Here is a 23540-nt window from a genome sequence, read left to right on the forward strand (position 1 = left end):
GCTGCCGGCGTAGGCGTGAGCCCGAACGGCGTGAAAAGGCAGACGGCGCGTGCGGCGCGCACCGTGTGCGTGCGCGCCGACGCGCCGTGAGAGGTCGCTCGGGGTCTACTCGTCGTCCTCGGGCTTCTCCGCCTCGTTGATCTCCTGCTCCAGGCCGAGCTGCTCGACGAGCCACTTGTCGAACTCGATCGCGGCGCGCACCCAGCTGACCGTCGAGGAGACGAAGTGCTCCAGGCTCACGCCCATGCCGATCAGCATCTGGGCCTCGCCGATGAGGCGGACCGTGCCGTCGTCGTGGGTGTGGCTGTAGACCTTGGGCCACAGGGTGCGGCGGTTCCAGTCGTCGATGGACTCCAGGATCTGCGGCTTGGCCTCGATCTCGTGGGGCCGGTCGTAGAACGTCCGCACGGAGAAGACCTGCTGGTCTCCCTCTCCACGGAACATGAAGTAGGTGCGGAACTGCTCCCACGGCGCCGCGAGGTCTCCCTCGTCGTCGACGACGTACTTGAGCTCCATCTGGTCGAGGAGCTGCTTCACGAGGTCCTGATCCGGGACGACGGGGCCCGCCGGTCCTTGCGGCTGCGGCTCGGGCTGGCCCCCGAAGTTCGGAATCGAGGACGGGTCGATGGTCACCGTGAATTTCCCTTCGTACGGATTCCGCCATCCTCCCCCATGCGGGGAGGGGGGTGGCAAGCCCCGACTGACCCTGTCAGCCCACGGCTGACACGATCCGGTCAACCGCAACCTCCGGGTGCCGCAGCCCGTCTCCCCCAAGGGTGGACGACAGGGGGCGGTGGCCGTGGTGGAAGCGGGGCGAGGACGTACCCGGTGGGGGCTGGTCCTGCCGTTCGTGGCGCTGCCGGTGCTCGTGCTCGGGTTCCTCGTCCTGGGCCTTTTCATGTGGGCCTGGTCGGACGAGAACGACGAGAACGGGGACGACCGCTCCGGCGCGGCGGCCGGCGTTCCCTGCGCGGAGGCCCTGGCGTTCGGCGGCGCCGCCCGTCCGGCCGGCGCCGAGGCGCGCGAGTGCACCGTGCAGCGGGGCATCGACACCGCGTACTCGGCGGTGCTGCGGATGCCCCGCGCGGACGTGCGCGGCTGGCTGCGTGCGACCTACCCGGACGCTCCGGCGCCGCGCACGGGGGGCGGCGACTGCGGGGCGCTCTGCCTCGACGTGACCCACGAGGACGGCCTGCCGGGCACCGCACGGGCGCACGTGGTGCAGGTGCGGGTGGAGCACGTGAACGCCGAGACGGCGCTGGTGCGCTTCTCGGCGTTCACGATGTGACCCTCGGGGCCGGGCCTCCTACAGCGTCTTGCCCGTGGCCGGGCCCACCAGGAGCCCGTCCTCGAAGCGGTCCACCCGGACCGTGTCGCCGTCCTTGATCTCCCCGGAGAGGATCTCCTTGGCGAGGCGGTCGCCGATGGCCGACTGGACGAGCCGCCGCAGCGGCCGGGCCCCGTAGGCCGGGTCCAGGCCCTCCTCGGCGAGCCAGGCCAGAGCCTCCGGCGTGATGTCGAGGGCCAGGCGCCGCTCCGCGAGGCGCTTGGCCAGACGGTCGATCTGGAGCTTGGCGATGCGCTCCAGCTCCGGCTTGGTCAGCGCCGCGAAGACGACCAGGTCGTCCAGGCGGTTGAGGAACTCCGGCTTGAAGGAGCTGCGCACCACCTCCAGCACCTGCTCCTTCTTCTCCTCCTCGCTGGTGATCGGGTCGACCAGGAACTGGCTGCCCAGGTTCGAGGTGAGCACCAGGATCGTGTTGCGGAAGTCGACCGTGCGGCCCTGCCCGTCGGTGAGGCGCCCGTCGTCCAGCACCTGCAGCAAGATGTCGAAGACCTCGGGGTGGGCCTTCTCGACCTCGTCCAGCAGGACGACGGAGTACGGCCGCCTGCGCACGGCCTCGGTGAGCTGGCCGCCCTCCTCGTAGCCGACGTATCCGGGCGGGGCGCCGACGAGGCGGGCCACGCTGTGCTTCTCGCTGTACTCCGACATGTCGATGCGGACCATGGCCCGCTCGTCGTCGAAGAGGAAGTCGGCGAGGGCCTTGGCGAGTTCGGTCTTGCCGACGCCGGTGGGGCCGAGGAAGAGGAAGGACCCGGTGGGCCGGTCGGGGTCGGCGATCCCGGCGCGCGAGCGGCGCACGGCGTCGGACACGGCCCGTACGGCCTCGCTCTGGCCGATGAGCCGCTTGCCCAGCTCGTCCTCCATGCGCAGCAGCTTCTGCGTCTCGCCCTCCATCAGCCGCCCGGCGGGGATGCCGGTCCAGGAGGCGACGACGTCGGCGATGTCGTCGGCGCCGACCTCCTCCTTGACCATGGTGTCCTTGGCGACCTCCTCCTCGGCCTGGGAGGCGGCCTCCAGGTCGCGCTCCAGGGCCGGGATCTCGCCGTACAGCAGCTTGGAGGCGGTGTCGAAGTCGCCGTCGCGCTGGGCGCGTTCGGCCTGCCCGCGCAGTTCGTCGAGGCGTTCCTTCAGCTCACCGACGCGGTTGAGGGACTGCTTCTCCTTCTCCCAGCGGGCGGTCAGGCCGCGCAGCTCCTCCTCCTTGTCGGCGAGGTCGCGGCGCAGCTTCTCCAGGCGCTCGCGGGAGGCCGCGTCGGTCTCCTTGCCGATCGCCAGCTCCTCCATCTTCAGCCGGTCCACCGCGCGCTGGAGCTCGTCGATCTCGACGGGCGAGGAGTCGATCTCCATGCGCAGCCGCGAGGCGGCCTCGTCGACGAGGTCGATCGCCTTGTCGGGCAGGAAACGGGAGGTGATGTACCGGTCGGACAGCGACGCGGCGGCGACGAGCGCGCTGTCGGCGATCTGCACCTTGTGGTGGGCCTCGTAGCGGCCCTTGAGTCCGCGCAGGATCGCGATGGAGTCCTCGACGGACGGCTCGGCGACCAGCACCTGCTGGAAGCGCCGCTCCAGGGCGGGGTCCTTCTCGATCCGCTCGCGGTACTCGTCGAGGGTCGTCGCGCCGACCATGCGCAGCTCGCCTCGGGCCAGCATCGGCTTGAGCATGTTGCCGGCGTCCATGGCGGAGTCGCCGCCGGCCCCGGCGCCCACGACGGTGTGCAGCTCGTCGATGAAGGTGATGATCTGGCCGTCGGAGTCCTTGATCTCGGCCAGGACGGTCTTCAGGCGCTCCTCGAACTCGCCGCGGTACTTGGCCCCGGCGACCATGGCGCCGAGGTCGAGCGCGACGAGCCGCTTGTCCTTGAGCGACTCGGGCACGTCGCCCTTGACGATCCGCTGGGCGAGCCCTTCTACGACGGCGGTCTTGCCGACGCCGGGCTCGCCGATCAGCACGGGGTTGTTCTTGGTGCGGCGGGACAGCACCTGCACCACGCGCCGGATCTCCTGGTCCCGGCCGATGACCGGGTCGAGCTTGCCCTCGCGGGCGGCGGCGGTGAAGTCGGTCCCGAACTTCTCCAGGGCCTTGTACTGGCCCTCGGGGTCGGCGGTGGTCACGCGGCGCTGTCCTCGCGTCTTCTGGAAGGCGGCCTGGAGCTTCCTGGCGTCGGCGCCCTGCTGGGAGAGCACCTCGCCGGCCGCGCCGCCCTTGGCGGCGATGCCGATGAGCAGATGCTCCGTGGAGAGGTACTCGTCGCCGAGGTCCTTGGCGCGGGTCTGTGCGTCGGCGACGACGGCGAGCATCTCGCGGTTGGGCTGGGGCGGCGCGACGGTCGACCCGGTCACGCTGGGCAGCCCGGCGAGCACGCGCTCGGCGCCGGAGCGCACGGCGGCCTGGTCGGCGTCGACCGCGGCGAGCAGGTCGGTGATGTTCTCGTTGTCCTGCCCCTGGAGCAGTGCGAGGAGCAGGTGGGCGGGGGTGAGGTCGGGGTGTCCCTCGGTCACGGCCCGGTTGCTGGCAGCGTTGATCGCGTCCCGGCTCCGGTTGGTCAGCTCGGCGTCCACGTTCGCGTTCTCCTCCTTGCACTGACCCGAACGACTTACACAAAGTTGAGTCTACTCCACTCAAGGCAGTACCGGGGAGGCGCAGGAGCTAAGTTCCGGACCATGGCGACCAAGTACTCCGTCGATCCGGGCGCCCCGGACCCGTCGTATCTCGGCTTCTGGCGGGAACGGCACCTGTGCACCCTGACGACGCTCCGCCCGGACGGCACTCCGCACGTGGTACCCGTCGGGGTGACATACGATCCCGCGGCCCGGCTCGCTCGGGTCATCACCAACAGGACGAGCGCGAAGGTGCGGCACGTGCTGGCCGCCGGGGACGCGGGGGCGGCGGTCGCCGTCTGCCAGCTGGAGGGCCGGCGCTGGGCGACACTGGAGGGCCGGGCCTTCGTCCGCACGGAACCGGAGCGGGTGGCCGAGGCGGAACGCCGCTACGCGGAGCGCTACGGGCGGACGCCCTCGCCGAATCCGTCACGGGTGGTCATCGAGATAGAGCTGACGCGCGCACTGGGGCGCGGTTGAGCGAAGTGAACATCCACACCGGTGATCGACTGGTTCCGGCCACACGGGAAGCGGGTGGATGCCCGGAAATGTCCCCACAAACTGCAGCGGCGTCACCGTGTTCAGGTCACGGTGACGCCGCTGCGGGGGGAAGCACCTGAGCGATCTGTTACGACGGGGGAATCGCGTCAGGCACTGCGGGGGGTGGCAGAGATGGTCCGCGGGACAGGGGAGTCGGCCTCCACCTGCTGATGGTCCCGCTGGTCCAGGTTCACAAAGATCATTCCGTACCGCACGGCGCATCGCACTGGCTGCGGCGCCCCCCGAGGCCGCCGCAGACACCGGTACGCCCGCACGTCTCCGTCCTCGTCCCGCGTGACGACGACCGGCTCACCGAACACGGTCACCATCAGCGAGTCACCGCTGTGGGGGATGGCGGTGACCAGGTCGATGAAGTGCCAGCCGGAGCGGTAGGCGGTGGCCATTTCACGGCGGAAGGAGCGGTCGTCGGGTGGAGTGGTCACGGTCAGCTCCCCGCTCCGTCGACCCCGGGGCTCGGCCACTGGGTGTTGTCAGCGACTGCCGCGTTCACAGCCACCGCCGGCCACTGCGTGTTCGCCCGGGTTCCGCTCTCCTCATCGGAGAAGCCGCTCAGTACACCGAGGGCCACGACGGCGGAGAAGGCGGCGACAAGCACCGAGCGAAGCATTTTGTTACGCATAGTCGGCTTCGTCCTCACTTGAAGGTCCCCTTTTCCCCCGTCGAGTACGACGATGGCTCATTCGGGCACGTCATGGCCACACAATCGATGCATCATGTTCCTGCATGTTCAGGACCCTGGGGGGTGGAGATTTGGCAACGAATCCGACAAGAGAGACACATCCCCATGCGATGACCGAGTGGTGCGAGGAGGGAGGCCGTCTGTACGCCTCCGCTCTGCGTACCGGACGCATCGCACGCGCGGAAGTGGAGTCGGCGCCTTGCCTGGTGGAGTTCGACCTCCTCCACCCCGACCCGGACGACCCCGACTGGCTGCGTCCGGTGCCCCCGGTCATCGCCCTGTCCCGGCAGCTGGGTCCGCTGGAGAGCGAGATCGCCCAGCGCAGGCGCCTGGCCGTCGACCTGGCGGAGACCTTCCAGCCTTTCATGGCCATGGGTACCCACACGGCGTCCAGCGACTCCATCACCGTCCTCGAAGGCGGTGAACGCATCAACGCCGCGCTCAACCTGGCCACCGCCCAGTGCCAGGCGGAGCTGCTGACGGTGCAGCCCAGCGACCGTGTCTCCGAGCGCAGCCTGCTGCGCAGTCTCGAACGCGACAAGCCCCTGATCGACCGCGGCGTCAAGGTGCGGAGTCTGTACCAGCACACCGCGCGGTACAACCCCGAGAAACTGGCCTACGTGGCGCGGCTGTCCGAGGGGAAGGTGGAGTACCGCACCATCGACGAACTCGTCGAGCGCCTGATCATCTGCGACGAGACCGTCGCCTTCATCCCCGCGCGCGACGACCAGCAGATCGCTCTGGAACTGCGCCATCCCGGGCTCGTGCGCTACCTCATCAAGGTCTTCGAGTACCTCTGGGACCGTGCCGTGCCCATGAGCACCGGCGCACCCTACGAGGCGGCGTCCGACGGCATCACCGAGATCCAGCACTCCATCGCCAAACTCCTGGTGGAGGGCCACGTGGACGAGGCCATCGCCCGCCGCCTCGGCATGAACGTGCGCACCTGCCGGGCCCACATAGCCAAGCTGGCCTCGGCCCTGGGCAGTGGCAGCCGGGCCCAGCTGGGCTATCTCATCGCCCAGTCGGGGATCCTGCAGCAGGACCACTGAACAGGAGGAAGCCCCGGGTGACTTCGGCACCACACCCCCCGCACGCCCCGGAGGACCTGTGCCGTGCCGGCACGGAACTGTACGAACGTGCCCTGCGTGAGGGCCGCGTGGACACCGGCGAGGCCCACGCCGCCCCCTGTCTGACGGACTTCGGCCTGCTGCAGCCCGCCGTCGACGATCCGCACCGGCTGGAGCCCGTCGCGCCGGCCGTGGCCCTGCACCGGCTGCTGCGGACCAGCGCCGAACGCATCGCCCGGGAACGGCGACGCGAGGAGCGGCTGGCCGAGACCTTCGAAGCCCTCATGACCGTCGAGGGGTACGGCACGGCCGCGGACACCACGCCGACGCTGCGGCTCCTCAGCGGAAAGGACACGATCAACAGGACACTCACCGAGGTGCTGACGCACGCGTCCCGCGAACTGCTGACCATCCAGCCACGCGCCGGTCTGCCGCCGCAGCGCGTCGAAGCGGCCTACGCCCTGGCCATCCGCCGCGACCAGACGCTGCTGGACCGGGGCGGACGCATCCGCACCCTCTACCCGCACACGCTCCGCCACTCCCCCACGACCGTCGCCTACCACGACCGGCTGGACGGCGACGTCGAGGCGCGCGCCCTGGACGAGATCACCGACCGGCTCATCCTCGTGGACCGGGAGGTCGCCTTCATCCCCGCCGACGGCAGCCGGGACCTCGCACTGGAGATCCGCCACCCGGCCATCGTCCGGTTCCTGGCCACCACGTTCGACCGCCTCTGGCGCCTGGCCACCCCGGTGTTCCCCGAAGCCGCCCCCCAGCCCTCCCGCGACGGCATCACCCCCCGCCAGCGCGCCATCGCCACCCTCCTCGTCGAAGGGCACACCGACGCCGTCATCGCCGACCGGCTCGGGATGAACATCCGCACCGCCCGCGTCCACATCGCCAAACTCGCCGCCACCCTGGGCAGTCAGAGCAGGGCCCAGCTCGGGTATCTCATCGGGCAGTCCGGGATTCTCGACCCGGAAGACTGACCTGCGGGGCGGCGGCGCCCTGTGGAGGCCCGTCCAGGCCCGCCTGGGCGATGCGCACGCCCAGCTGGGTACGGCTCGCCGCCCCCAGCGTCTCCGACAGCCGCGCGATGTGCGCCCGGCAGGTACGGACGCTGATCCCCAGGCGCTCCGCGATCACCGCGTCCTGGTGGCCCTCCGCCAGCAGCGCCGCGATGGACTGCTCCCGGTGGGAGATGCCCTCGATGCCGGTGTCGGGCAGCGGGGCCGTCAGCGGGATCGCCAGGCGCCACAGCCGCTCGAAGACCGTGACCAGATACTCGATCAGCGCGGGGTGGCGCAGCTCCAGCGCCATCGTCCGGTCGGTGTTGGCGGGGATGAACGCCACCGTCCGGTCGAACAGGATCAGCCGGTCGATGACCTCGTCCAGCGTGCGCGCCTCGACCGCGTCGCCCATCAGCTCCAGGTACGTCAGCAACCCCTGTCCGTGCCGGGCGACATGGGTGTACAGGTCCCGCATCCGTACCCCGCGGCCCCGCAGCGCCAGCGCCCGGTGCAGCCCTTCGGAGAGTTCCGCCTCGCGGCGGATGCCGCCCGGCTGCACCGTGAGCACCTCGGTCGTGCACGCCTGGGTCGCCTCGTCCATTGCCGCCTGGATCCGGGCGAGTCCGTCCAGGACCCGGATCGCGGGGCCCTCCGCGGCCGCGGCGGCCGGCTGTACCTGGCGGCCCAGCCCGGCGTACCGCTCGAACGCGGCCACGGCCGAACCCACCCGCCGCTGACTCGCGCTGACCTCGTCGTACATCCCGCGCAGCAGCCGGGTCATGACCTCCTGCGGAGAGGTCGGCACCAGCCAGTCCATGTCGTCCGGGTCGGGGTGCAGCAGGGCGAGTTCCAGCAGGCAGGGCACCGGCTCCGCGTCCCGGCGCGCGACCCGGCCCCGCCGTACGGCCCGGGAATACACGCGATCCCCGGCCTCGCACAGCCGGTCGGCACCGTGAGGATGCTCCTCCGCCCCGTGCCCGGCCATCGCCCGTTCCACCCCCGGTTACGCCGTCTTCCGCAGCGCAACTATGCGCGGCCGGGACCTGCTCCGCAACACGGCTCCCCCGGGCCGGAGTTCTCTCACGTGCCGTCAGGTCTGTGCCCCCGCTCGGTCCCACCTGGCTTGTTGCCGCACCAGGGGGTGCCGAACGCGCAGGCGATGTGCGACCTTTTGTGATCACGGGCCGGGCCCGCCTGCCCGGCGAGGGGGGAGAGATGAACGACCCGGGGCAACCGGCCGACCGCCGGCGGCTGCCCGCCGTGGACGCGCTGCGGGGCTTCGCCCTGCTGGGCATCCTGGTGGTCAACAGCGCGCAGATGATGAGCCCTTGGGAGGCGGAGGGGTTCCGCGACCCCGGCGCGACGCCCGTGGACCACGTCGCCGTCTGGCTGGTGACGGCGCTGGCGTCGAGCAAGTTCTACCTGCTGTTCTCGTTCCTGTTCGGTTACAGCTTCACGCTGCAGGCGGTCTCCGCCGAGCGGGACGGCGGGTCCGTCACCGCGCGCTTCCTGCGCCGGTCCCTGGGCCTGGTGCTGCTCGGCCTGGCACACGCCGTCCTGCTGTACACCGGCGACATCCTCATGACCTACGGCCTGCTGGGCCTGGTCCTGCTGTGGGCGCGGCGGATCGCACCGGCCACGGCCGTGAAGGCCGCCGCCTGGATCTACGGCGTGTTCGGCGTCGTCCTCGTCGCGCTGGGGGCACTCACGACGGCGGTGGACGAGGAGGAGCCCGTGCCGCACAGGACGATCGCCGACGCCGTGGCGGCCTACCGCGGCACCGCCGGCACGGTCGTACGGGAGAACCTCGACCGGCTGCCGCTCACCCTCGTCGCCGTGCTGCTGATGGCCCCGGGCGTGCTGGCTGCCTTCTTCCTCGGCCTGGCGGCGGGCAAGCGGGGTCTGCTCGCTCCCGGCGGGGTGGGCCGCGCCCGGCTGCGGCGGACCGCGGTCGCCGGACTGGCCGTCGGGATCCCGGGGGCGGTGTTCTTCGCCTCCGCCGCCCAGGGGCCGCTGGAGGACCGCTGGCACCTCCTGGGCGTCGGCGTGGGCACCCTGACGGCGCCGGCCCTGTCGGCCGCCTACGCGTGCCTGCTGCTGCTCCTGCTGGACTCCCCGCGGGGAGACCGGGTGCGGCGCCTCTTCGTCCCGGCGGGCCGCCTCGCGCTCACGAACTACCTCGGGCAGTCCCTGATCGTGATGTGCGCGGCGACGGCGTACGGCCTGTCCCTGTACGGGCGCCTGGGCGCGGCCGCCGTGCTGCTGCTCGCCCTCGCCGTGTACGCGCTCCAGCTGGCCCTGAGCACCGCGTGGCTGCGGCGCTTCCGGCACGGGCCCGCCGAATGGCTGCTCCGGGCGATCACCCTGGCGCGCCGCCCGGGACGGACCCGGGCCCCGCACGCACCGGAACCGGCTAGTTGAGACCGGCCGCCTGGCACGCCGCCTTGTACTTGGTGGTGCAGATGTCCGACACCTTGTAGATGTCGTCGGCCACGACCGTGTCCTCGATGTTCTCCTTGGTCAGCGCCACCACCGGCACGAGCTGGGCCGGAATGCCCTTGTGCGTGGGGCTGTCGACCTTGTCGCGGGTGAGCGCGGCGAACTGGATGTCGCGGCCCTGCACCTTGGCGACGGCCATCTCCGCGGCGTTCTCCGCCTCCTGCGGGTACGACTTGTAGACGCTCATGTACTGCTCGCCGGCGAGGATCCGCTGCACGGCCGCGAGTTCCGCGTCCTGGCCGGTGATGGGCGGCAGGTCGGTCACGCCCGCGGCCTCCAGGGCCTTGACGATGCCGCCGGCCATGCCGTCGTTGGCCGAGTAGACGGCCTTGATGTTGTCCTTGCCGATCTTCGCGATCGCCTCGGCCATGTTGGCCTCGGCGTTCTCCGGCTTCCAGTCCTTGGTGTCGAAGGACTGCGCGATCGTCACCTTGCCGTTCAGCTCGGACATCGCCCCGGCCTTGAACTGCTTGGCGTTGGGGTCCGTCGACGAGCCGTTCATCATGACGATCTTGTCGGACAGGCTCGCCTTCTCGCCGATGGCCTCCAGCAGCGAGCGCCCCTGGACCTCGCCGACCAGTTCGTTGTCGAACGAGATGTACGCCTCGATCGGCCCCTCGGCCAGCCGGTCGTAGGCGATGACCGGGATGCCGGCCTCCTTGGCCTTCTTCACGCCGTCGGCGATGGCGTGCGAGTCGACCGCGTCCAGCAGGATCACGTCGACCCGGTCGTCGATCATCTTCTGCATCTGGCTCGCCTGCTTGTCGGCGTCCGCCTCGGCGTTGGCGTACTCGACGCGGCCCTTGTCGTTGGTGAGCGACTCGACCTTCCGCTTGATGATCGGGTAGTCGAAGTTCTCGTAGCGCGTGTTCGCCTTCTCCGGCAGCAGCAGGCCCACCGTGATGTCGTTGCCCTTGGTCGGGCTCGCGTCGTCACTGCTCCCGGTCGCGTTGAGCACGCCGCAGCCGGCGAGCGTGGCGGAGATCGTGGCGGCGGCCACGGATATGGCGATACGACGACGCATGCGGAAGCTCACTTCGCGTGTGATTCGGACGTGGGCACAGCATTGCGGCCCATGTGTCTGAAAAGACAACGCGGACGCGCCCCCCACCGTCAAGCGGAACCACTTAACGAGATGACAACACCACGCTCCGCAGCAGTTGTGAAGACTCTGCGGAATCATCTTCAAGTCCCGCGCACGGCCCGGTCATCGAGAGGGAGGGGCGCGAAAACGCCCGCAACGCAGACAAGGCACGCGAAAGGGGCCGGGAGTCGACTCCCGGCCCCTTTCCGCGCGATGAGCGCGTCAGTCGGACTGCTGCTGCCGCTTCGGCCGCCACACCACCAGCGCGCTGGTCTGCTGCACCTCCTGGTACGGCACCAGGTCCCGGCGGTACGACGCGTGCACCGCCGCCTCGCGCTGGCGCATCGCCGCCGCGGCGCCGTCGAGCGCGTCCTCCAGCTCGGCCACCCGGGCCTGGAGGGCCGCGACCTGGTTCTCCAGTTCGATGATGCGCTTGATTCCGGCCAGGTTGATGCCCTCGTCCTGCGACAACTGCTGCACCTGGCGGAGCAGTTCGATGTCGCGGGCCGAGTAGCGCCGGCCCCGGCCGGCCGTGCGGTCCGGGGACACCAGGCCCAGACGGTCGTACTGGCGCAGGGTCTGCGGGTGCAGGCCGGACAGCTGGGCCGCCACCGAGATGACGTAGACCGGGGTCTCCTCGGTCAGTTCATACGGGTTGCGTCGACGACCGTCCATCTGACTCATGCTCCCTTCGCGGCCTGGAACAGCTCCGCCCGCGGGTCCTCACCCGCGGTCGCCTCGCGATACGCCTCGAGTGCGTCACGAGCCTTCCCCGTCAGGTCCTTCGGGACACTCACCTCGACGGTGACCAGGAGGTCGCCGCGGGTGCCGTCCTTGCGGACCGCGCCCTTGCCCCGGGCGCGCATCGTACGGCCGTTCGGCGTGCCGGGGGGCAGCTTCAGCGTGACGGGCGGGCCGCCGAGCGTCGGCACCCGGACCTCGCCGCCGAGGGCCGCCTCGGTGAAGGTGACCGGGACGGTGACCGTGAGGTTGTCGTCCTTGCGGCCGAACACCGGGTGGGAGTCGACGTGCACGACCACGTACAGGTCGCCCGCCGGGCCGCCGCGCTCGCCCGGCGCGCCCTTGCCCCGCAGCCGGATCCGCTGGCCGTCGCTGACGCCGGCCGGGATGCGCACCTGCATGGTCCGCGAGGACTTGGCCCGGCCGCTGCCCTTGCAGACGTCGCAGGGGGTCTCGGCGATCAGGCCGCGGCCCTTGCAGTCGGGGCAGGGGTCGGTGAGCGAGAAGCCGCCGCCGCTGCCCCGGGCGACCTGCCCGGTGCCGACGCAGGTCGGGCACACGCGCGGCGTGCCGTTCTTGTCGCCGGTGCCCGAACAGGCCTTGCAGGGCGACTGCGAGGACATCCGCAGCGGGACGGTCGCGCCCTCGATGGCCTCCGTGAAGCTGAGCGTGACCTCGGACTCGATGTCCTGGCCGCGCCGGGGCTGGGTCCGCGTGCCCGGGCCGGCACCGCCGCGGTTGAACAGGCCCCCGAAGACGTCACCGAGGCCGCCGCCGAAGCCGCCGGCGCCCTGGCCCCCCTGGCCGCCCCCGAAGAGGTCGCCCAGGTCGAAGTTGAAGGAGCCGCCCGCGCCGCCGGGCCCCGGGCGGAAGCCGCCGTTGCCGAAGAGGGCGCGCGCCTCGTCGTACTCCTTGCGCTTCTTGGGGTCACCGAGGATGTCGTTGGCCTCGGAGATCTCCTTGAAGCGCTCCTCGGCCTTGACGTTTCCCTTGTTGGCGTCCGGGTGGAACTCGCGGGCGAGCTTCCGGTACGCCTTCTTGATCTCGGCCTCGGTGGCGTCCTTGGGGACGCCGAGGACCTTGTAGTAGTCCTTCTCGATGAAGTCCTTGGTGCTCATCCTCGACGCCCCTCCTTCCCTTCGTCCACGTCAGCCCTCGTCCGGGCCACCGCTCTCCTTGTCGTCGGCTTCGGCGGACTCCTCCGCCTTGACCGTCTGTGCCCCCGGCTGGGGTTCGGCCACCGCCACCCGCGCGGGGCGGATGGTGCGCTCGCCGATCCGGTACCCGGGCTGCAGAATCGCCACGCAGGTCGTCTCGGTGACGTCCGGTGCGTAGCTGTGCATCAGGGCTTCGTGGATCGTCGGGTCGAAGGGCTCGCCCTCCTTGCCGAACTGCTGCAGGCCCATCTTCGCCGCGGTGCTCTCCAGCGACTCGGCGACGGACTTGAAGCCGCCGACCAGTTCGCCGTGTTCGCGTGCGCGGCCGATGTCGTCGAGCACGGGCAGGAGCTCGGTCAGGAGGTTCGCGATGGCGATCTCCTTGACCGCGATCCGGTCGCGCTCGACCCGGCGGCGGTAGTTCTGGTACTCGGCCTGGAGGCGCTGGAGGTCCGCGGTGCGCTCACCGAGCGCGGTGCGTACCTGGTCCAGCTGGGCCACCAGACCGGCGTCCTGGCCCGTGTCCCCGGCCGGGGCCGCCTTCTCCTCCGGGGAGGAGGAGGCGGCCTTCGGCTCGGCGTCGTCGGAGGTGGCGCCGGAAGGGACGTCGGGCTGCTGCTCGTCGAAGCCCGGGGTCTCCTCCGTCACGCGGCACCGTCCTTCCGGTCCTCGTCGACGATCTCGGCGTCGACGACGTCGTCGTCGGCCTTGGCGTCACCGGCACCCGCGCCGGCTCCGGCGGAGGCACCGCCGGCGGCCTGGGCGCCCTGGGCGTCGGCGTACATGGCCTGGCCCAGCTTCTGGGAGACGGCGGCGACCTTCTCCGTGGCGGTGCGGATCTCGGCCGTGTCCTCGCCCTTGAGCTTCTCCTTCAGCTCGGCGACGGCCTCCTCGACCTCGGTCTTGATCTCGCCCGGGACCTTGTCCTCGTTGTCCTTGAGGAACTTCTCGGTCTGGTAGACGAGCTGCTCGCCCTGGTTGCGGGACTCGGCGGCCTCGCGGCGCTTGTGGTCCTCCTCCGCGTAGCGCTCGGCCTCCTCGCGCATGCGGTCGACCTCGTCCTTCGGCAGCGAGGAGCCGCCGGTGACGGTCATCTTCTGCTCCTTGCCCGTGCCCAGGTCCTTCGCGGTCACGTGCATGATGCCGTTGGCGTCGATGTCGAAGGACACCTCGATCTGCGGGACGCCGCGGGGCGCCGGGGGCAGACCGGTCAGCTCGAACATCCCGAGCTTCTTGTTGTACGCCGCGATCTCGCGCTCGCCCTGGTAGACCTGGATCTGCACGGACGGCTGGTTGTCCTCGGCGGTGGTGAAGATCTCGGACCGCTTGGTCGGGATCGTCGTGTTCCGCTCGATGAGCTTGGTCATGATGCCGCCCTTGGTCTCGATGCCGAGGGACAGCGGGGTGACGTCGAGGAGCAGGACGTCCTTGACCTCGCCCTTGAGGACACCGGCCTGCAGGGCGGCGCCGATGGCGACGACCTCGTCCGGGTTGACGCCCTTGTTGGCGTCCTTGCCGCCGGTCAGCTCCTTGACGAGCTCGGCGACGGCGGGCATGCGGGTCGAGCCGCCGACCAGGACGACGTGGTCGATCTCGCTGATGGAGATGCCGGCGTCCTTGATGACGTTGTGGAACGGCGTCTTGCAGCGCTCCAGCAGGTCCGCGGTCAGCTGCTGGAACTGGGCGCGGGTGAGCTTCTCGTCGAGGTGCAGGGGGCCCTCGGCGGAGGCGGTGATGTAGGGCAGGTTGATCGAGGTCTCGGTGGACGAGGACAGCTCGATCTTCGCCTTCTCGGCGGCCTCGCGCAGACGCTGCAGGGCCATCTTGTCCTTGCCCAGGTCCACGCCGTGGCCGGACTGGAACTGCTGGACCAGGTAGTCGACGATGCGCTGGTCCCAGTCGTCACCACCGAGGTGGTTGTCACCATTGGTGGCCTTCACCTCGACGACGCCGTCGCCGATCTCCAGCAGCGAGACGTCGAACGTACCGCCACCGAGGTCGAAGACCAGGATGGTCTGGTCGTCCTTGTCGAGGCCGTACGCCAGCGCGGCGGCGGTCGGCTCGTTGACGATGCGCAGCACGTTCAGACCGGCGATCTCGCCGGCCTCCTTCGTGGCCTGGCGCTCGGAGTCGTTGAAGTACGCCGGGACGGTGATGACCGCGTCGGTCACCTTCTCGCCCAGGTAGGCCTCGGCGTCCCGCTTCAGCTTCTGCAGCACGAACGCGCTGATCTGCTGCGGGTTGAAGGGCTTCCCGTCGAGCTCGATCTTCCAGTCCGTGCCCATGTGGCGCTTGACGGAGCGGATGGTCCGGTCCACGTTCGTGACCGCCTGGCGCTTGGCGACCTCGCCGACGAGCACCTCACCGTTCTTCGCGAAGGCGACGACGGACGGCGTGGTCCTGGCGCCCTCGGCGTTGGTGATGACGGTGGGCTCGCCGCCCTCCAGAACGCTGACGACGGAGTTAGTCGTGCCCAGGTCGATGCCGACCGCACGTGCCATGGTTGATTCCTCCAGCTGACTTGAGTGGAACGGACTCAAGTGTGCACGACGGCTCCCCACCGGTCAACAGAGCTGAGTCGACCGGGCTCAACTCTTATCCGTTCCTTACACGCAATGGCGCTCCGACCTGCGGCGATACTGAGCGTCGAGCGGCGTACACGGGCACACGGGAGAGGGACAACACCACCAGCAGTGCCCCGCCCCCCACCCACCACAGCGCGTCGCTCCCGACCCGCTCGGCGTGCGCGAGTACCCCGACGAGCGCGCCGGACAACGCCGCGAGGCCCAGCAGCAGGGTGATGCCCGGCACGGTCAGCCCGAGCCGCCGCAGCCGGTGGGCGAGATGGTCGGGGGCGCCGCGGGCGGCGGGCCGCCCGCCCAGCCGCCGGGTCAGCAGCACCAGCACGGCGTCGGCGCTGGCCAGGGCGGTCAGCGCGAAGAGGACCCCCGCGCTCTCCGCGAGCCCGAACCCGGCCCGGACATGCACCAGGGCGAGGGCGATCACGAACCCCGCGGACATGGACCCGCAGCTGCCCAGGCCCGCGCGCGCGGGGTGCCAGTTGTGCAGCAGGAAGCCGGTCAGCGCGGCGGCCAGCATGCTCATCAGCCCGGCGACCCCGTCCATGACGTCGACCGCCGCACAGGCCGCCGCCCCGAAGGCGCCGACCACCCCGGCCGTCCCGGCGAGCCCGTCGGCGTGGTCCAGCCCCCGGAAGGCGAGGGTCACCCCCACGGCCCAGACGACGGCGAGCAGCCCGGGCAACACGCCCGTCTCCCCGTACGGCACGACGCAGGCGGCGGCCACGGCCGTGCCGCCGGCCAGCACCCGCCGCCGCAGCCGCCACACGTCGTCGACCAGCCCGAGCAGGGCGACGAAGCCGCCGGCGACGAGCAGCCCGCCGATCCCGCTCCCGGCCGCGCCGCCCCACTCCTCGACCCCGGCCACCGCCCCGGTGACGGCCACGACGGCCACGCCGCCGGACAACGGCACCTCCCGCTGCCGCCGCCGCTCGACCAGCCGCAGCCGCAGGGCGGGGATCCGCAGGGCGGCCGCGAGCAGGGCGGTGAGGAGGAGGGCGGTGGCGGCGGCAGCGATCCCGTAGAGCACGGATATAAGTTAGGCGTCACTATGACAATTCGGTACGAATAACACGACGGGATCGCGGCCGGATTCCGCAGCGCTTCTGAGGCAACCCTCAGCGATTCAGATCACTGCCCACCCGGCTACAGTGCGGCGGAAGATAGGGGTAGTCTCAGACGGACTGCATAAGTTACCGCTTAGTAATTTCGGGGAACCCTCGGAGACGACAGGTCACCCCGACGAAACCCCTCGCAGGCCCGAGGAGCCCCCATGCAACTCGCCGCGATCATCGTGTCGCTGGTACTGACCGTGGTCGGCGTCGCGCTGCTCGCACGCGCGATCGGCCAGTTCGTCCGGTACTTCAAGCTGGGCCAGCCCGTGCCCGCCGGTACCCGGACCGACAACCCCTACCAGCGCAGCGTCACGCTGGTGAAGGAGTTCCTCGGCCATACGCGCATGAACCGGTGGGGCATCGTCGGCATCGCGCACTGGTTCGTGGCGATCGGCTTCCTGACGCTGCCGCCGACGATCATCACCGCGTACGGCCAGCTGTTCCAGGCCGACTGGATCCTGCCGGTGCTCGGCGGCTTCCTCCCGTACGAGCTCTACATCGAGTTCATCGCGGCCATGACGACCCTCGGCATCGCCACGCTGATGGTGATCCGCCTGCTGAACCTGCCGTCGCGCCCGGGCCGCAAGTCCCGTTTCGCCGGCTCGAAGATGGGCCAGGCGTACTTCGTCGAGTACGTCATCCTCACCATCGGCCTGGCGATCTACGTGCTGCGGGGCCTGGAGGGCGCGCTGCACCACGTGGACCACTACGAGGCCGCGTACTTCGCCTCGTACCCGCTGGTCCTGGCCTTCAAGGGCCTGAGCGTCGCGGCGCTGCAGAACCTCGTCTACTTCTTCGCGATGATCAAGCTGGGCACGACCATGATCTGGATGATCACGGTCAGCCTGAACACCAACATGGGCGTGGCCTGGCACCGCTTCCTGGCGTTCCCGAACATCTGGTTCAAGCGCAACGCCGACGGCTCCACCGCGCTGGGCGCCCTGCAGCCGATGACGTCCGGCGGCAAGCCGATCGACTTCACCGACCCGGGCGACGACGACGTCTTCGGCGTCTCCCAGGTCGAGCAGTTCTCCTGGAAGGGCCTGCTGGACTTCTCCACGTGCACCGAGTGCGGCCGCTGCCAGTCGCAGTGCCCCGCCTGGAACACGGGCAAGCCCCTCTCCCCGAAGCTGCTGATCATGTCGCTGCGCGACCACGCGCACGCCAAGGCGCCGTACCTGCTGGCCGGCGGCGGCAAGACGATGGAGGGCGAGGAGAAGGCGTCCGAGGAGCAGCTGGCGGGTGTGCCCGCCGCCGCCCTGGCGGAGGCCGAGCGTCCGCTGGTGGGCACGCTGGAGGAGAACGGCGTCATCGACCCGGACGTCCTGTGGTCCTGCACCACCTGCGGCGCGTGCGTCGAGCAGTGCCCGGTCGACATCGAGCACGTCGACCACATCGTCGACATGCGCCGCTACCAGGTGATGATCGAGTCCGCGTTCCCGTCCGAGGCGGGCACGATGCTCAAGAACCTGGAGAAGAAGGGCAACCCCTGGGGCCTGGCGAAGAAGCAGCGCCTGGAGTGGCTCAAGGAGGTCGACTTCGAGGTCCCGGTCGTCGGCAAGGACATCGAGGACCTGTCCGAGGTCGAGTACCTCTACTGGGTCGGCTGCGCCGGCGCCCTGGAGGACCGCGCCAAGAAGACCACGAAGGCCTTCGCGGAGCTGCTGCACATCGCGGGCGTCAAGTTCGCGATCATGGGCGGCGACGAGAAGTGCACCGGTGACTCCGCCCGCCGCCTGGGCAACGAGCCCCTGTTCCAGGAGCTCGGCATGGAGAACGTCATGGCGCTGAACATGGCGTTCGGCGAGGAGATGGACGACGACGGCAAGGTGACGCCCGAGTCGGCGAAGCCCAGGTCGGCCAAGAAGATCGTCGCCACCTGCCCGCACTGCCTCAACACGCTCGGCAACGAGTACCCGCAGCTCGGCGGCGACTACGAGGTCATCCACCACACACAGCTGCTGCAGCACCTGGTGGACGAGGGCAAGCTCATCCCGGTCACGCCGGTCGAGGGCATCATCACGTACCACGACCCGTGCTACCTGGGCCGCCACAACAAGATCTACACGCCGCCGCGCGAGATCATCGCCGCCGTCCCCGGCGTCCGCAACGAGGAGATGCACCGCCACAAGGAGCGGGGCTTCTGCTGTGGCGCGGGTGGCGCGCGGATGTGGATGGAAGAGCGCATCGGCAAGCGCATCAACAACGAGCGCGTGGACGAGGCCCTGTCGGTCAACCCCGACATCGTCTCGACGGCCTGCCCGTTCTGCCTGGTCATGCTCACGGACTCGGTGAACGGCAAGAAGAACGAGGGCAAGGCGAAGGAGTCCATCACCGTCGTGGACGTCGCCCAGCTCCTGCTGGACTCGGTGAAGACCCCGGTCCCGGCGGAGCCGGAGGACACCGACGGCGACGACGAGCCCCCGGCGGGCACGGCGGACTCGGAGAACGCGCCGGAGCCGGAGCCGGTGAAGTAGCCGGTTCCCCCGAGCACTTCAGCCGAGTACGACGCCCTCCGCCCGAGTCATCGGGCGGAGGGCGTCGGCGTTGTCGCCGGACCGTCGGCGTGGAGGTGGCGGTGTCAGGCCCCCGCGGAGGGAGACCCCGCCCTCCCCAGCAGGCGCTGCCCGAGAGTCCTGCCGGTGGGGTGGATGAGCACGCGGCCGTGGGTCTTCTGGCCGGTCAGTTCCACGCGTAGCGTCATCGGCGTGGCGGACGGTGCCGGAGGTTGCCGGTGCTTGATCCTGCTGTGCGTCAGTTGCAGGCCGTCCGTGTCGACCACGATGCCCGGTCTCGTGATCAGGGTCAGGGTCTTGCCCGTCATCGCCACCTCGATCCGCAGCGTGTCGTGCGTGAGCACCGCTTCGGTGAAGTCGAGCGTCACCTTGCAGAACGTCACCGCGAGCTCCAGCCGCCGCGGCACCACCCAGCGCCCCGCACGCACGATCGGGCCGCTGTGGACCTGCTCGATGCGGACGACGTCCTTGGCCTCGGTGCCGGCCGCCAGGGCGGGTGGGAGGTCCGCGGTGAGCGGCGCGAGTTCCCGCAGGGTGCGCGCCGACAGGGCCGTCTCCAGGCGCTCGTCCAGCTCCTCCGCGGTCAGCAGGCCGTCCCCCGCCGCGATGCGCAGGACGTCCACCACCCGGTCCCGGTCGGCGTGCGAGGCGCGCAGGTCGGGCGTGGCGCCGGGGCCGGACCGGCTCCCGAAGGGCGAGATCTCTCCCGGCATGCTTCCGTCCTGCTTCCGTCCTGATCGGGGTGAACGTCGACGCGCGACGCGAACAGCGGCACCCATCATGCCGAGGCCCGGGCGGGTCAACAACCACGTGACAGCGGGCCCTCGCGGCAGGGTCGCGCGGAGAGGGGCTCGCCCTCCCGTCCCGCTGACCCTGAACCTAGAATCGAACGCATGAACGATCCAGAGTCGCGGCTCGCGCTGCTCCGTTTCCTGGAGCGCGTGCAGGAGCGCGACCTGGCACGCACCCGTCGGTGGATCGCGGACGAGGAGCGCCGCCAGGCGGAGCGGCGGCACGGCCTCCTGGCCCGGCCGCCCGCGCCCGACTGGCTGATCGAGCGCGGGCTGTCCGGCCAGGAGGCCGTGTACGTGCACGTCGGCGGCTGCTGGAACGCCGGGCAGCGCAGCCGGGGCGTCGACCGCGATCACGCCCGGCGGGCCCTGGCCGAGGGCGTCAAGGCCTGCCCGCAGTGCCGGCCGGACACGGCCCTGGGCTTCGTGGACGGGTAGCGGGTCCCCGCCGGGCGCCTCGGATGCCCGGCGAGGTCACCGCGCCCCGCGCGCCCCTCAGCGCCCGCCCCATCCGCACCTGCCTGCCTCAGCGCCCCACCCGCACCACCTGGGACGTGGCGCCGCGGAACGACTCCGTCTCCTCGAAGCGCGCCCGGTACGAGCCCCGCCCCGCGTCCGGCAGGTCCGCCGAGAAGGCGTACCCCTCACCGGACCACTGGGCCTCCACCGTGCGCAGGTCCGTCCAGCGCTTGCCGTCCCGGGAGTACTCGACGTGCACCGGGACGGTGCCCGGCGTCCAGCCGTCGGGGAAGTCCATGGCGCCCTCGACGTGCACGCCGCCGCCCTGCGCACGGCCGGCCGAGAAGGACGTGAAGACCGAGGCGCGCAGGACCTTGATCTCCGCGCTGTTCCTGGAGGCCGGCGCGATGAACGGGTCGTCGCTGTGGGAGGCCACCCGGAACGTGCCGGTCTCCCAGGGGGCGTGGGTGAAGCTGATCCTGCCGTCCGCCCCGGTGGTGAAGTAGCCGACGCTCGCGAACTGCCCTCCGGCCGACGGCTCGAACAGCACACCGCCGCTCTGGCCCTCGAACGGCACCCAGCCCTGCGGCGTCTCACGCTCCAGCGTCGCCGTGATCGTGACCTCCTCGCCGAGGTCGATCGTCCGGGCCGCCGCCGGGGCCTCGATCGTCCAGCGGGTGGCCACCTGCCGGATGCCGATCTGCGTGGGCGAGGACTCGCCGTGGAGGACGTACGGGTTGGCGTTGTCGTGCCGGTAGACCGCCTGGACCGGGACGGCGTCGTTCACGGTGACCGTGCCGGAGAAGTGGCCCTGCGCGTCGGTGCGGACGGTGCTCTCCGTCCAGTGGTCGACGTCGAGGTCGACCCGGTGGCCGGCCAGCGGTTTCAGCTCGCGGGTCCCCGGCCAGCGTCCCTTCAGCGTGCCGTCGATCCGCACCTGGCGGTCGTCCGTGTCGATCTCCGTGCGGTCGGTGCGCACGTCCTCGAACACGGCCGCGACGTAGTAGGCGAGCGTGCCGGCGGAGTTGTCCACGGTGCGGTCGCCGTCGGCGTCCGTGGCCTCGACGCGGACGTCGTAGGTGCCGAGGGCGGGCAGGTCGAGCGGCTGCCTCGTGTGCCACACGCCGTCGTCCGCCGTGCCGTGGGCCAGGGTGAATTCGTCGAAGTCGACGACGGCGACCTCCTGCTGCGTGGCCGCCGAGACGAGGTGGGCCCGGATGCCCGTGACGGCGCTGTCGGAGCGGATGCCGATCTGCAGCGTGCCGAGGTCACCCGAGACGCTGTTCGCGTAGCGGATGTCCGGCGCCTGCCCCTCCGCCCCCTCCGCCGCGTACGCCGTCGGCCCCCCGGTCAGCAGGAGCGCGGCGGCCGTACCGATGGCAGCACAGGCCGCCCGAGTTCTGAACAAGGTCCCCCCACAGGAACGCGTCGAAGGCCGCCCCGCCAGGTCGGGCGCGGCCGAACGCCCTTTCTACCGCAGGGTGGTGACAACGGTCCTCCGGGTTTCCCGGCCATGACCCCGGTTGGCCCCCCGGACCCGACCCGAAAACAACCGAACCCACGTACAACCCTTACGTCCCCCCGCAGGTCTCCTGATCGCCGACCGCCCATGAACGCCCGGACAACTCCCGGCGAACGAGGACGACCCCGGCGCCTCATCGACCGTGGATGCCCGCCAGGCACCCGCACGCCGCAGGAGACCCGCATGAACCAGCCGCCCCGGCCGTACGGCCGCCCGCGCAGCGCACCGCGCGCCCGCCCGCGCACCGCACCGCGCGCCACACCACCCAGCGGCACACCCCACCGGGCCTCCACACCAGCCTCCACACCCACGCCCCCGGCCGGCCACGGCACCCCCGCCGCCTGAGCCCTTCCGCCCCACCCCCGACCCGGAGCCCCGCCTTGCGCAAGCGCACCCTCGTCCTGGCCGCCGCCCTCACCACCGGCCTGCTCACCGCCTCCCCCGCCGCCACGGCCGCACCCTCCGGCCTCTCCGGCGACTTCAACGGCGACGGCTACCGCGACGTCGCCATCGGCGCGTTCGCCGCCGACGTCGGCTCGGTGCACGGCGCCGGTGCCGTCGTCGTGCTGTACGGCTCGTCGTCCGGCGTGTCCGCGGCCCGCAGGACCGTCATCACGCAGGACTCCGCCGGTGTCCCTGGCGCCGCCGAGGAGGACGACCGTTTCGGCTCCAGCCTCGCCGCCGGCGACCTCGACCGCGACGGCTACTCCGACCTGGTCGTGGGCGCCCAGTACGAGGACATCGGCGACCGGGACGGCGTCGGCTCCGCCACCGTCCTCTGGGGCGGCAAGTCCGGCCTGTCCGGCGGCAAGGGCCTGTCCCAGCCGTCCGACCTCACCGAGTGGGGCGGCTTCTCCTCCGGCGTCGCCACCGGCGACTTCGACGGGGACGGCGCGACGGACGTGACGATCACCGGCCAGTCCCGCACCCGCCTCTACAAGGGCCCCTTCACCCGCACGAGCGGCCCCGCGAGCCACACCAGCCTCGGCACGTTCGGCTCGACGTACGAAGTGTTCGCCGGCGACCTCAACCGGGACGGCGACGCCGAGCGCGTCTACCCCTTCCTCGTCGACGGCGACCCGGGCGGCGACATCGCCTTCCACGGCTGGACCGGCACCAAGTACGCCGCCACCGACCTGCCGGACGCCGACGGCGAGCAGGGCACCATCGCCGACGTCAACGGCGACGGCTACGGCGACCTCGTCCTCGGCGACTACCAGGACCCTCGGCCGGAGAAGCCCGGCGGACACCAGGGCGGCCGGATCACCGTCTGGTACGGCGGCCCGTCCGGCCCCGACCCGGCGCAGAAGCCGACCGTGATCCACCAGGACACCGCGGGCGTGCCCGGCGCGGGCGAGACCGGCGACCTGTTCGGCTCGGCACTGTCCGCCGGGGACGTCAACGGCGACGGCTACGCCGACATCGCGGTCGGCGCCTGGGGCGAGGACATCGGCTCGGTGGAGGACGCAGGCTCGGTCACCCTGCTGTTCGGCTCCGCCGGCGGCCTCACCGGCACCGGCGCGAAGTCCTGGTCGCAGGACACCGCCGGCGTCCCCGGCAGCAACGAGACCATGGACGCCTTCGGCATGACGGTGCGCCTGGTCGACCTCGACAAGAACGGCAAGGCCGACCTGGTCACCGGTGCCGGCTACGAGAACGGCTACGGCGCGGTCACCGTCCTGCGCGGCTCCGTCTCCGGCCTGACCACCTCCGGGTCGCTGTTCGTGTCGGCCCGCGACGTCTCCCTCAAGGGCGGCGCCGCCTTCGCCTGGGCCATCGCCCAGTGACCCACCCACGACTCCCCAGCGAGGCAC

Annotated in this window: 21 protein-coding genes; 9 read left to right on the forward strand and 12 right to left on the reverse strand. The window is 71.0% G+C overall.

Annotated elements, in window-relative coordinates; translation table 11 throughout:
• Nucleotides 1-105: 105 nt before the first annotated feature.
• Nucleotides 106-633, reverse strand: coding sequence for a YbjN domain-containing protein (locus ACIGAQ_RS21235; protein WP_037765125.1), 528 nt, complete (start codon nt 631-633; stop codon nt 106-108).
• 160 nt (nt 634-793) lie between these two features.
• On the opposite strand from ACIGAQ_RS21235, the gene ACIGAQ_RS21240 reads away from it, so the two are divergent.
• Complete coding sequence (locus tag ACIGAQ_RS21240) at nt 794-1288, forward strand: hypothetical protein (protein WP_399784965.1); 495 nt, start codon at nt 794-796, stop codon at nt 1286-1288.
• An 18-nt stretch (nt 1289-1306) separates the two neighbouring features.
• Here the strand turns inward: ACIGAQ_RS21240 and clpB are convergent, their stop codons facing one another.
• On the reverse strand, nt 1307-3904 hold the full coding sequence (clpB, locus tag ACIGAQ_RS21245; protein WP_399784968.1) for an ATP-dependent chaperone ClpB: 2598 nt from the start codon (nt 3902-3904) through the stop codon (nt 1307-1309).
• Nucleotides 3905-4006: 102 nt separating this feature from the next.
• Between clpB and ACIGAQ_RS21250 the strand changes: the two genes are divergently transcribed.
• A complete protein-coding gene (locus ACIGAQ_RS21250; RefSeq protein WP_311678071.1) occupies nt 4007-4423 on the forward strand; it encodes a TIGR03618 family F420-dependent PPOX class oxidoreductase in 417 nt (138 codons plus the stop codon).
• A 167-nt stretch (nt 4424-4590) separates the two neighbouring features.
• Here ACIGAQ_RS21250 and ACIGAQ_RS21255 read toward each other — a convergent pair whose 3' ends face one another.
• On the reverse strand, nt 4591-4926 hold the full coding sequence (locus ACIGAQ_RS21255; RefSeq protein WP_094054633.1) for a hypothetical protein: 336 nt from the start codon (nt 4924-4926) through the stop codon (nt 4591-4593).
• A gap of 367 nt (nt 4927-5293) precedes the next feature.
• On the opposite strand from ACIGAQ_RS21255, the gene ACIGAQ_RS21260 reads away from it, so the two are divergent.
• Together ACIGAQ_RS21260 and ACIGAQ_RS21265 are read left to right on the forward strand one after the other, a co-directional pair.
• On the forward strand, nt 5294-6235 hold the full coding sequence (locus ACIGAQ_RS21260) for a helix-turn-helix transcriptional regulator (RefSeq protein WP_311678073.1): 942 nt from the start codon (nt 5294-5296) through the stop codon (nt 6233-6235).
• Between the two features lie 17 nt (nt 6236-6252).
• The gene (locus tag ACIGAQ_RS21265) at nt 6253-7242 is read left to right on the forward strand and encodes a LuxR C-terminal-related transcriptional regulator (RefSeq protein WP_362276310.1); all 990 of its coding nucleotides are present in this window, start codon (nt 6253-6255) and stop codon (nt 7240-7242) included.
• Here the strand turns inward: ACIGAQ_RS21265 and ACIGAQ_RS21270 are convergent.
• Nucleotides 7205-8248 carry a helix-turn-helix transcriptional regulator gene (locus ACIGAQ_RS21270; RefSeq protein WP_362276307.1) on the reverse strand — a complete coding sequence of 348 codons (1044 nt, stop codon included), beginning with the start codon at nt 8246-8248 and terminating at the stop codon, nt 7205-7207. The genes ACIGAQ_RS21265 and ACIGAQ_RS21270 overlap by 38 nt on opposite strands.
• Before the next feature lie 230 nt (nt 8249-8478).
• Between ACIGAQ_RS21270 and ACIGAQ_RS21275 the strand changes: the two genes are divergently transcribed.
• Nucleotides 8479-9684 carry a DUF418 domain-containing protein gene (locus ACIGAQ_RS21275; protein WP_399784973.1) on the forward strand — a complete coding sequence of 402 codons (1206 nt, stop codon included), beginning with the start codon at nt 8479-8481 and terminating at the stop codon, nt 9682-9684.
• On the opposite strand, the gene ACIGAQ_RS21280 is transcribed toward ACIGAQ_RS21275, so the two are convergent.
• The 6 genes from ACIGAQ_RS21280 to ACIGAQ_RS21305 form a co-directional block, all read right to left on the reverse strand.
• Nucleotides 9677-10786, reverse strand: a complete 1110-nt coding sequence (locus ACIGAQ_RS21280; RefSeq protein WP_394814157.1) for a sugar ABC transporter substrate-binding protein — start codon at nt 10784-10786, stop codon at nt 9677-9679. The genes ACIGAQ_RS21275 and ACIGAQ_RS21280 overlap by 8 nt on opposite strands.
• A 282-nt stretch (nt 10787-11068) precedes the next feature.
• Nucleotides 11069-11521 (reverse strand): heat shock protein transcriptional repressor HspR, encoded by a 453-nt coding sequence (locus tag ACIGAQ_RS21285; RefSeq protein ID WP_010032111.1) that lies wholly within the window; start codon nt 11519-11521, stop codon nt 11069-11071.
• 5 nt (nt 11522-11526) lie between these two features.
• Nucleotides 11527-12705: a molecular chaperone DnaJ gene (gene dnaJ / locus ACIGAQ_RS21290; protein ID WP_311678081.1), complete on the reverse strand. Its 1179-nt coding sequence runs from the start codon at nt 12703-12705 to the stop codon at nt 11527-11529.
• A 30-nt stretch (nt 12706-12735) separates the two neighbouring features.
• Nucleotides 12736-13392 (reverse strand): nucleotide exchange factor GrpE, encoded by a 657-nt coding sequence (gene grpE / locus ACIGAQ_RS21295; protein WP_311678082.1) that lies wholly within the window; start codon nt 13390-13392, stop codon nt 12736-12738.
• A complete protein-coding gene (dnaK, locus tag ACIGAQ_RS21300) occupies nt 13389-15245 on the reverse strand; it encodes a molecular chaperone DnaK (protein WP_311678084.1) in 1857 nt (618 codons plus the stop codon). Before dnaK ends, grpE begins: the two co-directional genes overlap by 4 nt.
• A gap of 94 nt (nt 15246-15339) precedes the next feature.
• Nucleotides 15340-16353, reverse strand: a complete 1014-nt coding sequence (locus ACIGAQ_RS21305) for an MraY family glycosyltransferase (protein ID WP_399784979.1) — start codon at nt 16351-16353, stop codon at nt 15340-15342.
• 243 nt (nt 16354-16596) lie between these two features.
• Here ACIGAQ_RS21305 and ACIGAQ_RS21310 point away from each other — a divergent pair, with 243 nt between their 5' ends.
• Nucleotides 16597-18915, forward strand: coding sequence for a (Fe-S)-binding protein (locus tag ACIGAQ_RS21310; protein ID WP_362276294.1), 2319 nt, complete (start codon nt 16597-16599; stop codon nt 18913-18915).
• A 104-nt stretch (nt 18916-19019) separates the two neighbouring features.
• Here ACIGAQ_RS21310 and ACIGAQ_RS21315 read toward each other — a convergent pair whose 3' ends face one another.
• Nucleotides 19020-19667 carry a DUF1707 domain-containing protein gene (locus tag ACIGAQ_RS21315; RefSeq protein WP_399784982.1) on the reverse strand — a complete coding sequence of 216 codons (648 nt, stop codon included), beginning with the start codon at nt 19665-19667 and terminating at the stop codon, nt 19020-19022.
• 180 nt (nt 19668-19847) lie between these two features.
• Here ACIGAQ_RS21315 and ACIGAQ_RS21320 point away from each other — a divergent pair, with 180 nt between their 5' ends.
• Nucleotides 19848-20183, forward strand: a complete 336-nt coding sequence (locus ACIGAQ_RS21320; protein WP_094054617.1) for a DUF6233 domain-containing protein — start codon at nt 19848-19850, stop codon at nt 20181-20183.
• Between the two features lie 88 nt (nt 20184-20271).
• Here the strand turns inward: ACIGAQ_RS21320 and ACIGAQ_RS21325 are convergent, their stop codons facing one another.
• Nucleotides 20272-21612 carry a hypothetical protein gene (locus tag ACIGAQ_RS21325; RefSeq protein WP_399784986.1) on the reverse strand — a complete coding sequence of 447 codons (1341 nt, stop codon included), beginning with the start codon at nt 21610-21612 and terminating at the stop codon, nt 20272-20274.
• Between the two features lie 297 nt (nt 21613-21909).
• On the opposite strand from ACIGAQ_RS21325, the gene ACIGAQ_RS21330 reads away from it, so the two are divergent.
• Nucleotides 21910-22071 carry a hypothetical protein gene (locus tag ACIGAQ_RS21330; protein ID WP_399784989.1) on the forward strand — a complete coding sequence of 54 codons (162 nt, stop codon included), beginning with the start codon at nt 21910-21912 and terminating at the stop codon, nt 22069-22071.
• 35 nt (nt 22072-22106) lie between these two features.
• Nucleotides 22107-23513, forward strand: a complete 1407-nt coding sequence (locus ACIGAQ_RS21335; RefSeq protein WP_399784992.1) for an FG-GAP-like repeat-containing protein — start codon at nt 22107-22109, stop codon at nt 23511-23513.
• Nucleotides 23514-23540: the final 27 nt, after the last annotated feature.

Source organism: Streptomyces sp. NPDC085932, assembly GCF_044540525.1.
Taxonomy (GTDB): domain Bacteria; phylum Actinomycetota; class Actinomycetes; order Streptomycetales; family Streptomycetaceae; genus Streptomyces; species Streptomyces levis.

Bases quoted from the DNA above. Each gene is read 5' to 3' on its own strand.
- ACIGAQ_RS21315 (WP_399784982.1), bottom strand. From the start codon at position 19,667: ATGCCGGGAGAGATCTCGCCCTTCGGGAGCCGGTCCGGCCCCGGCGCC.
- dnaK (WP_311678084.1), bottom strand. From the start codon at position 15,245: ATGGCACGTGCGGTCGGCATCGACCTGGGCACGACTAACTCCGTCGTC.
- ACIGAQ_RS21285 (WP_010032111.1), bottom strand. From the start codon at position 11,521: ATGGACGGTCGTCGACGCAACCCGTATGAACTGACCGAGGAGACCCCG.
- ACIGAQ_RS21310 (WP_362276294.1), top strand. From the start codon at position 16,597: ATGCAACTCGCCGCGATCATCGTGTCGCTGGTACTGACCGTGGTCGGC.
- ACIGAQ_RS21280 (WP_394814157.1), bottom strand. From the start codon at position 10,786: ATGCGTCGTCGTATCGCCATATCCGTGGCCGCCGCCACGATCTCCGCC.
- ACIGAQ_RS21260 (WP_311678073.1), top strand. From the start codon at position 5,294: ATGACCGAGTGGTGCGAGGAGGGAGGCCGTCTGTACGCCTCCGCTCTG.
- dnaJ (WP_311678081.1), bottom strand. From the start codon at position 12,705: ATGAGCACCAAGGACTTCATCGAGAAGGACTACTACAAGGTCCTCGGC.
- ACIGAQ_RS21320 (WP_094054617.1), top strand. From the start codon at position 19,848: ATGAACGATCCAGAGTCGCGGCTCGCGCTGCTCCGTTTCCTGGAGCGC.
- ACIGAQ_RS21275 (WP_399784973.1), top strand. From the start codon at position 8,479: ATGAACGACCCGGGGCAACCGGCCGACCGCCGGCGGCTGCCCGCCGTG.
- ACIGAQ_RS21270 (WP_362276307.1), bottom strand. From the start codon at position 8,248: ATGGCCGGGCACGGGGCGGAGGAGCATCCTCACGGTGCCGACCGGCTG.
- ACIGAQ_RS21330 (WP_399784989.1), top strand. From the start codon at position 21,910: ATGAACCAGCCGCCCCGGCCGTACGGCCGCCCGCGCAGCGCACCGCGC.
- ACIGAQ_RS21250 (WP_311678071.1), top strand. From the start codon at position 4,007: ATGGCGACCAAGTACTCCGTCGATCCGGGCGCCCCGGACCCGTCGTAT.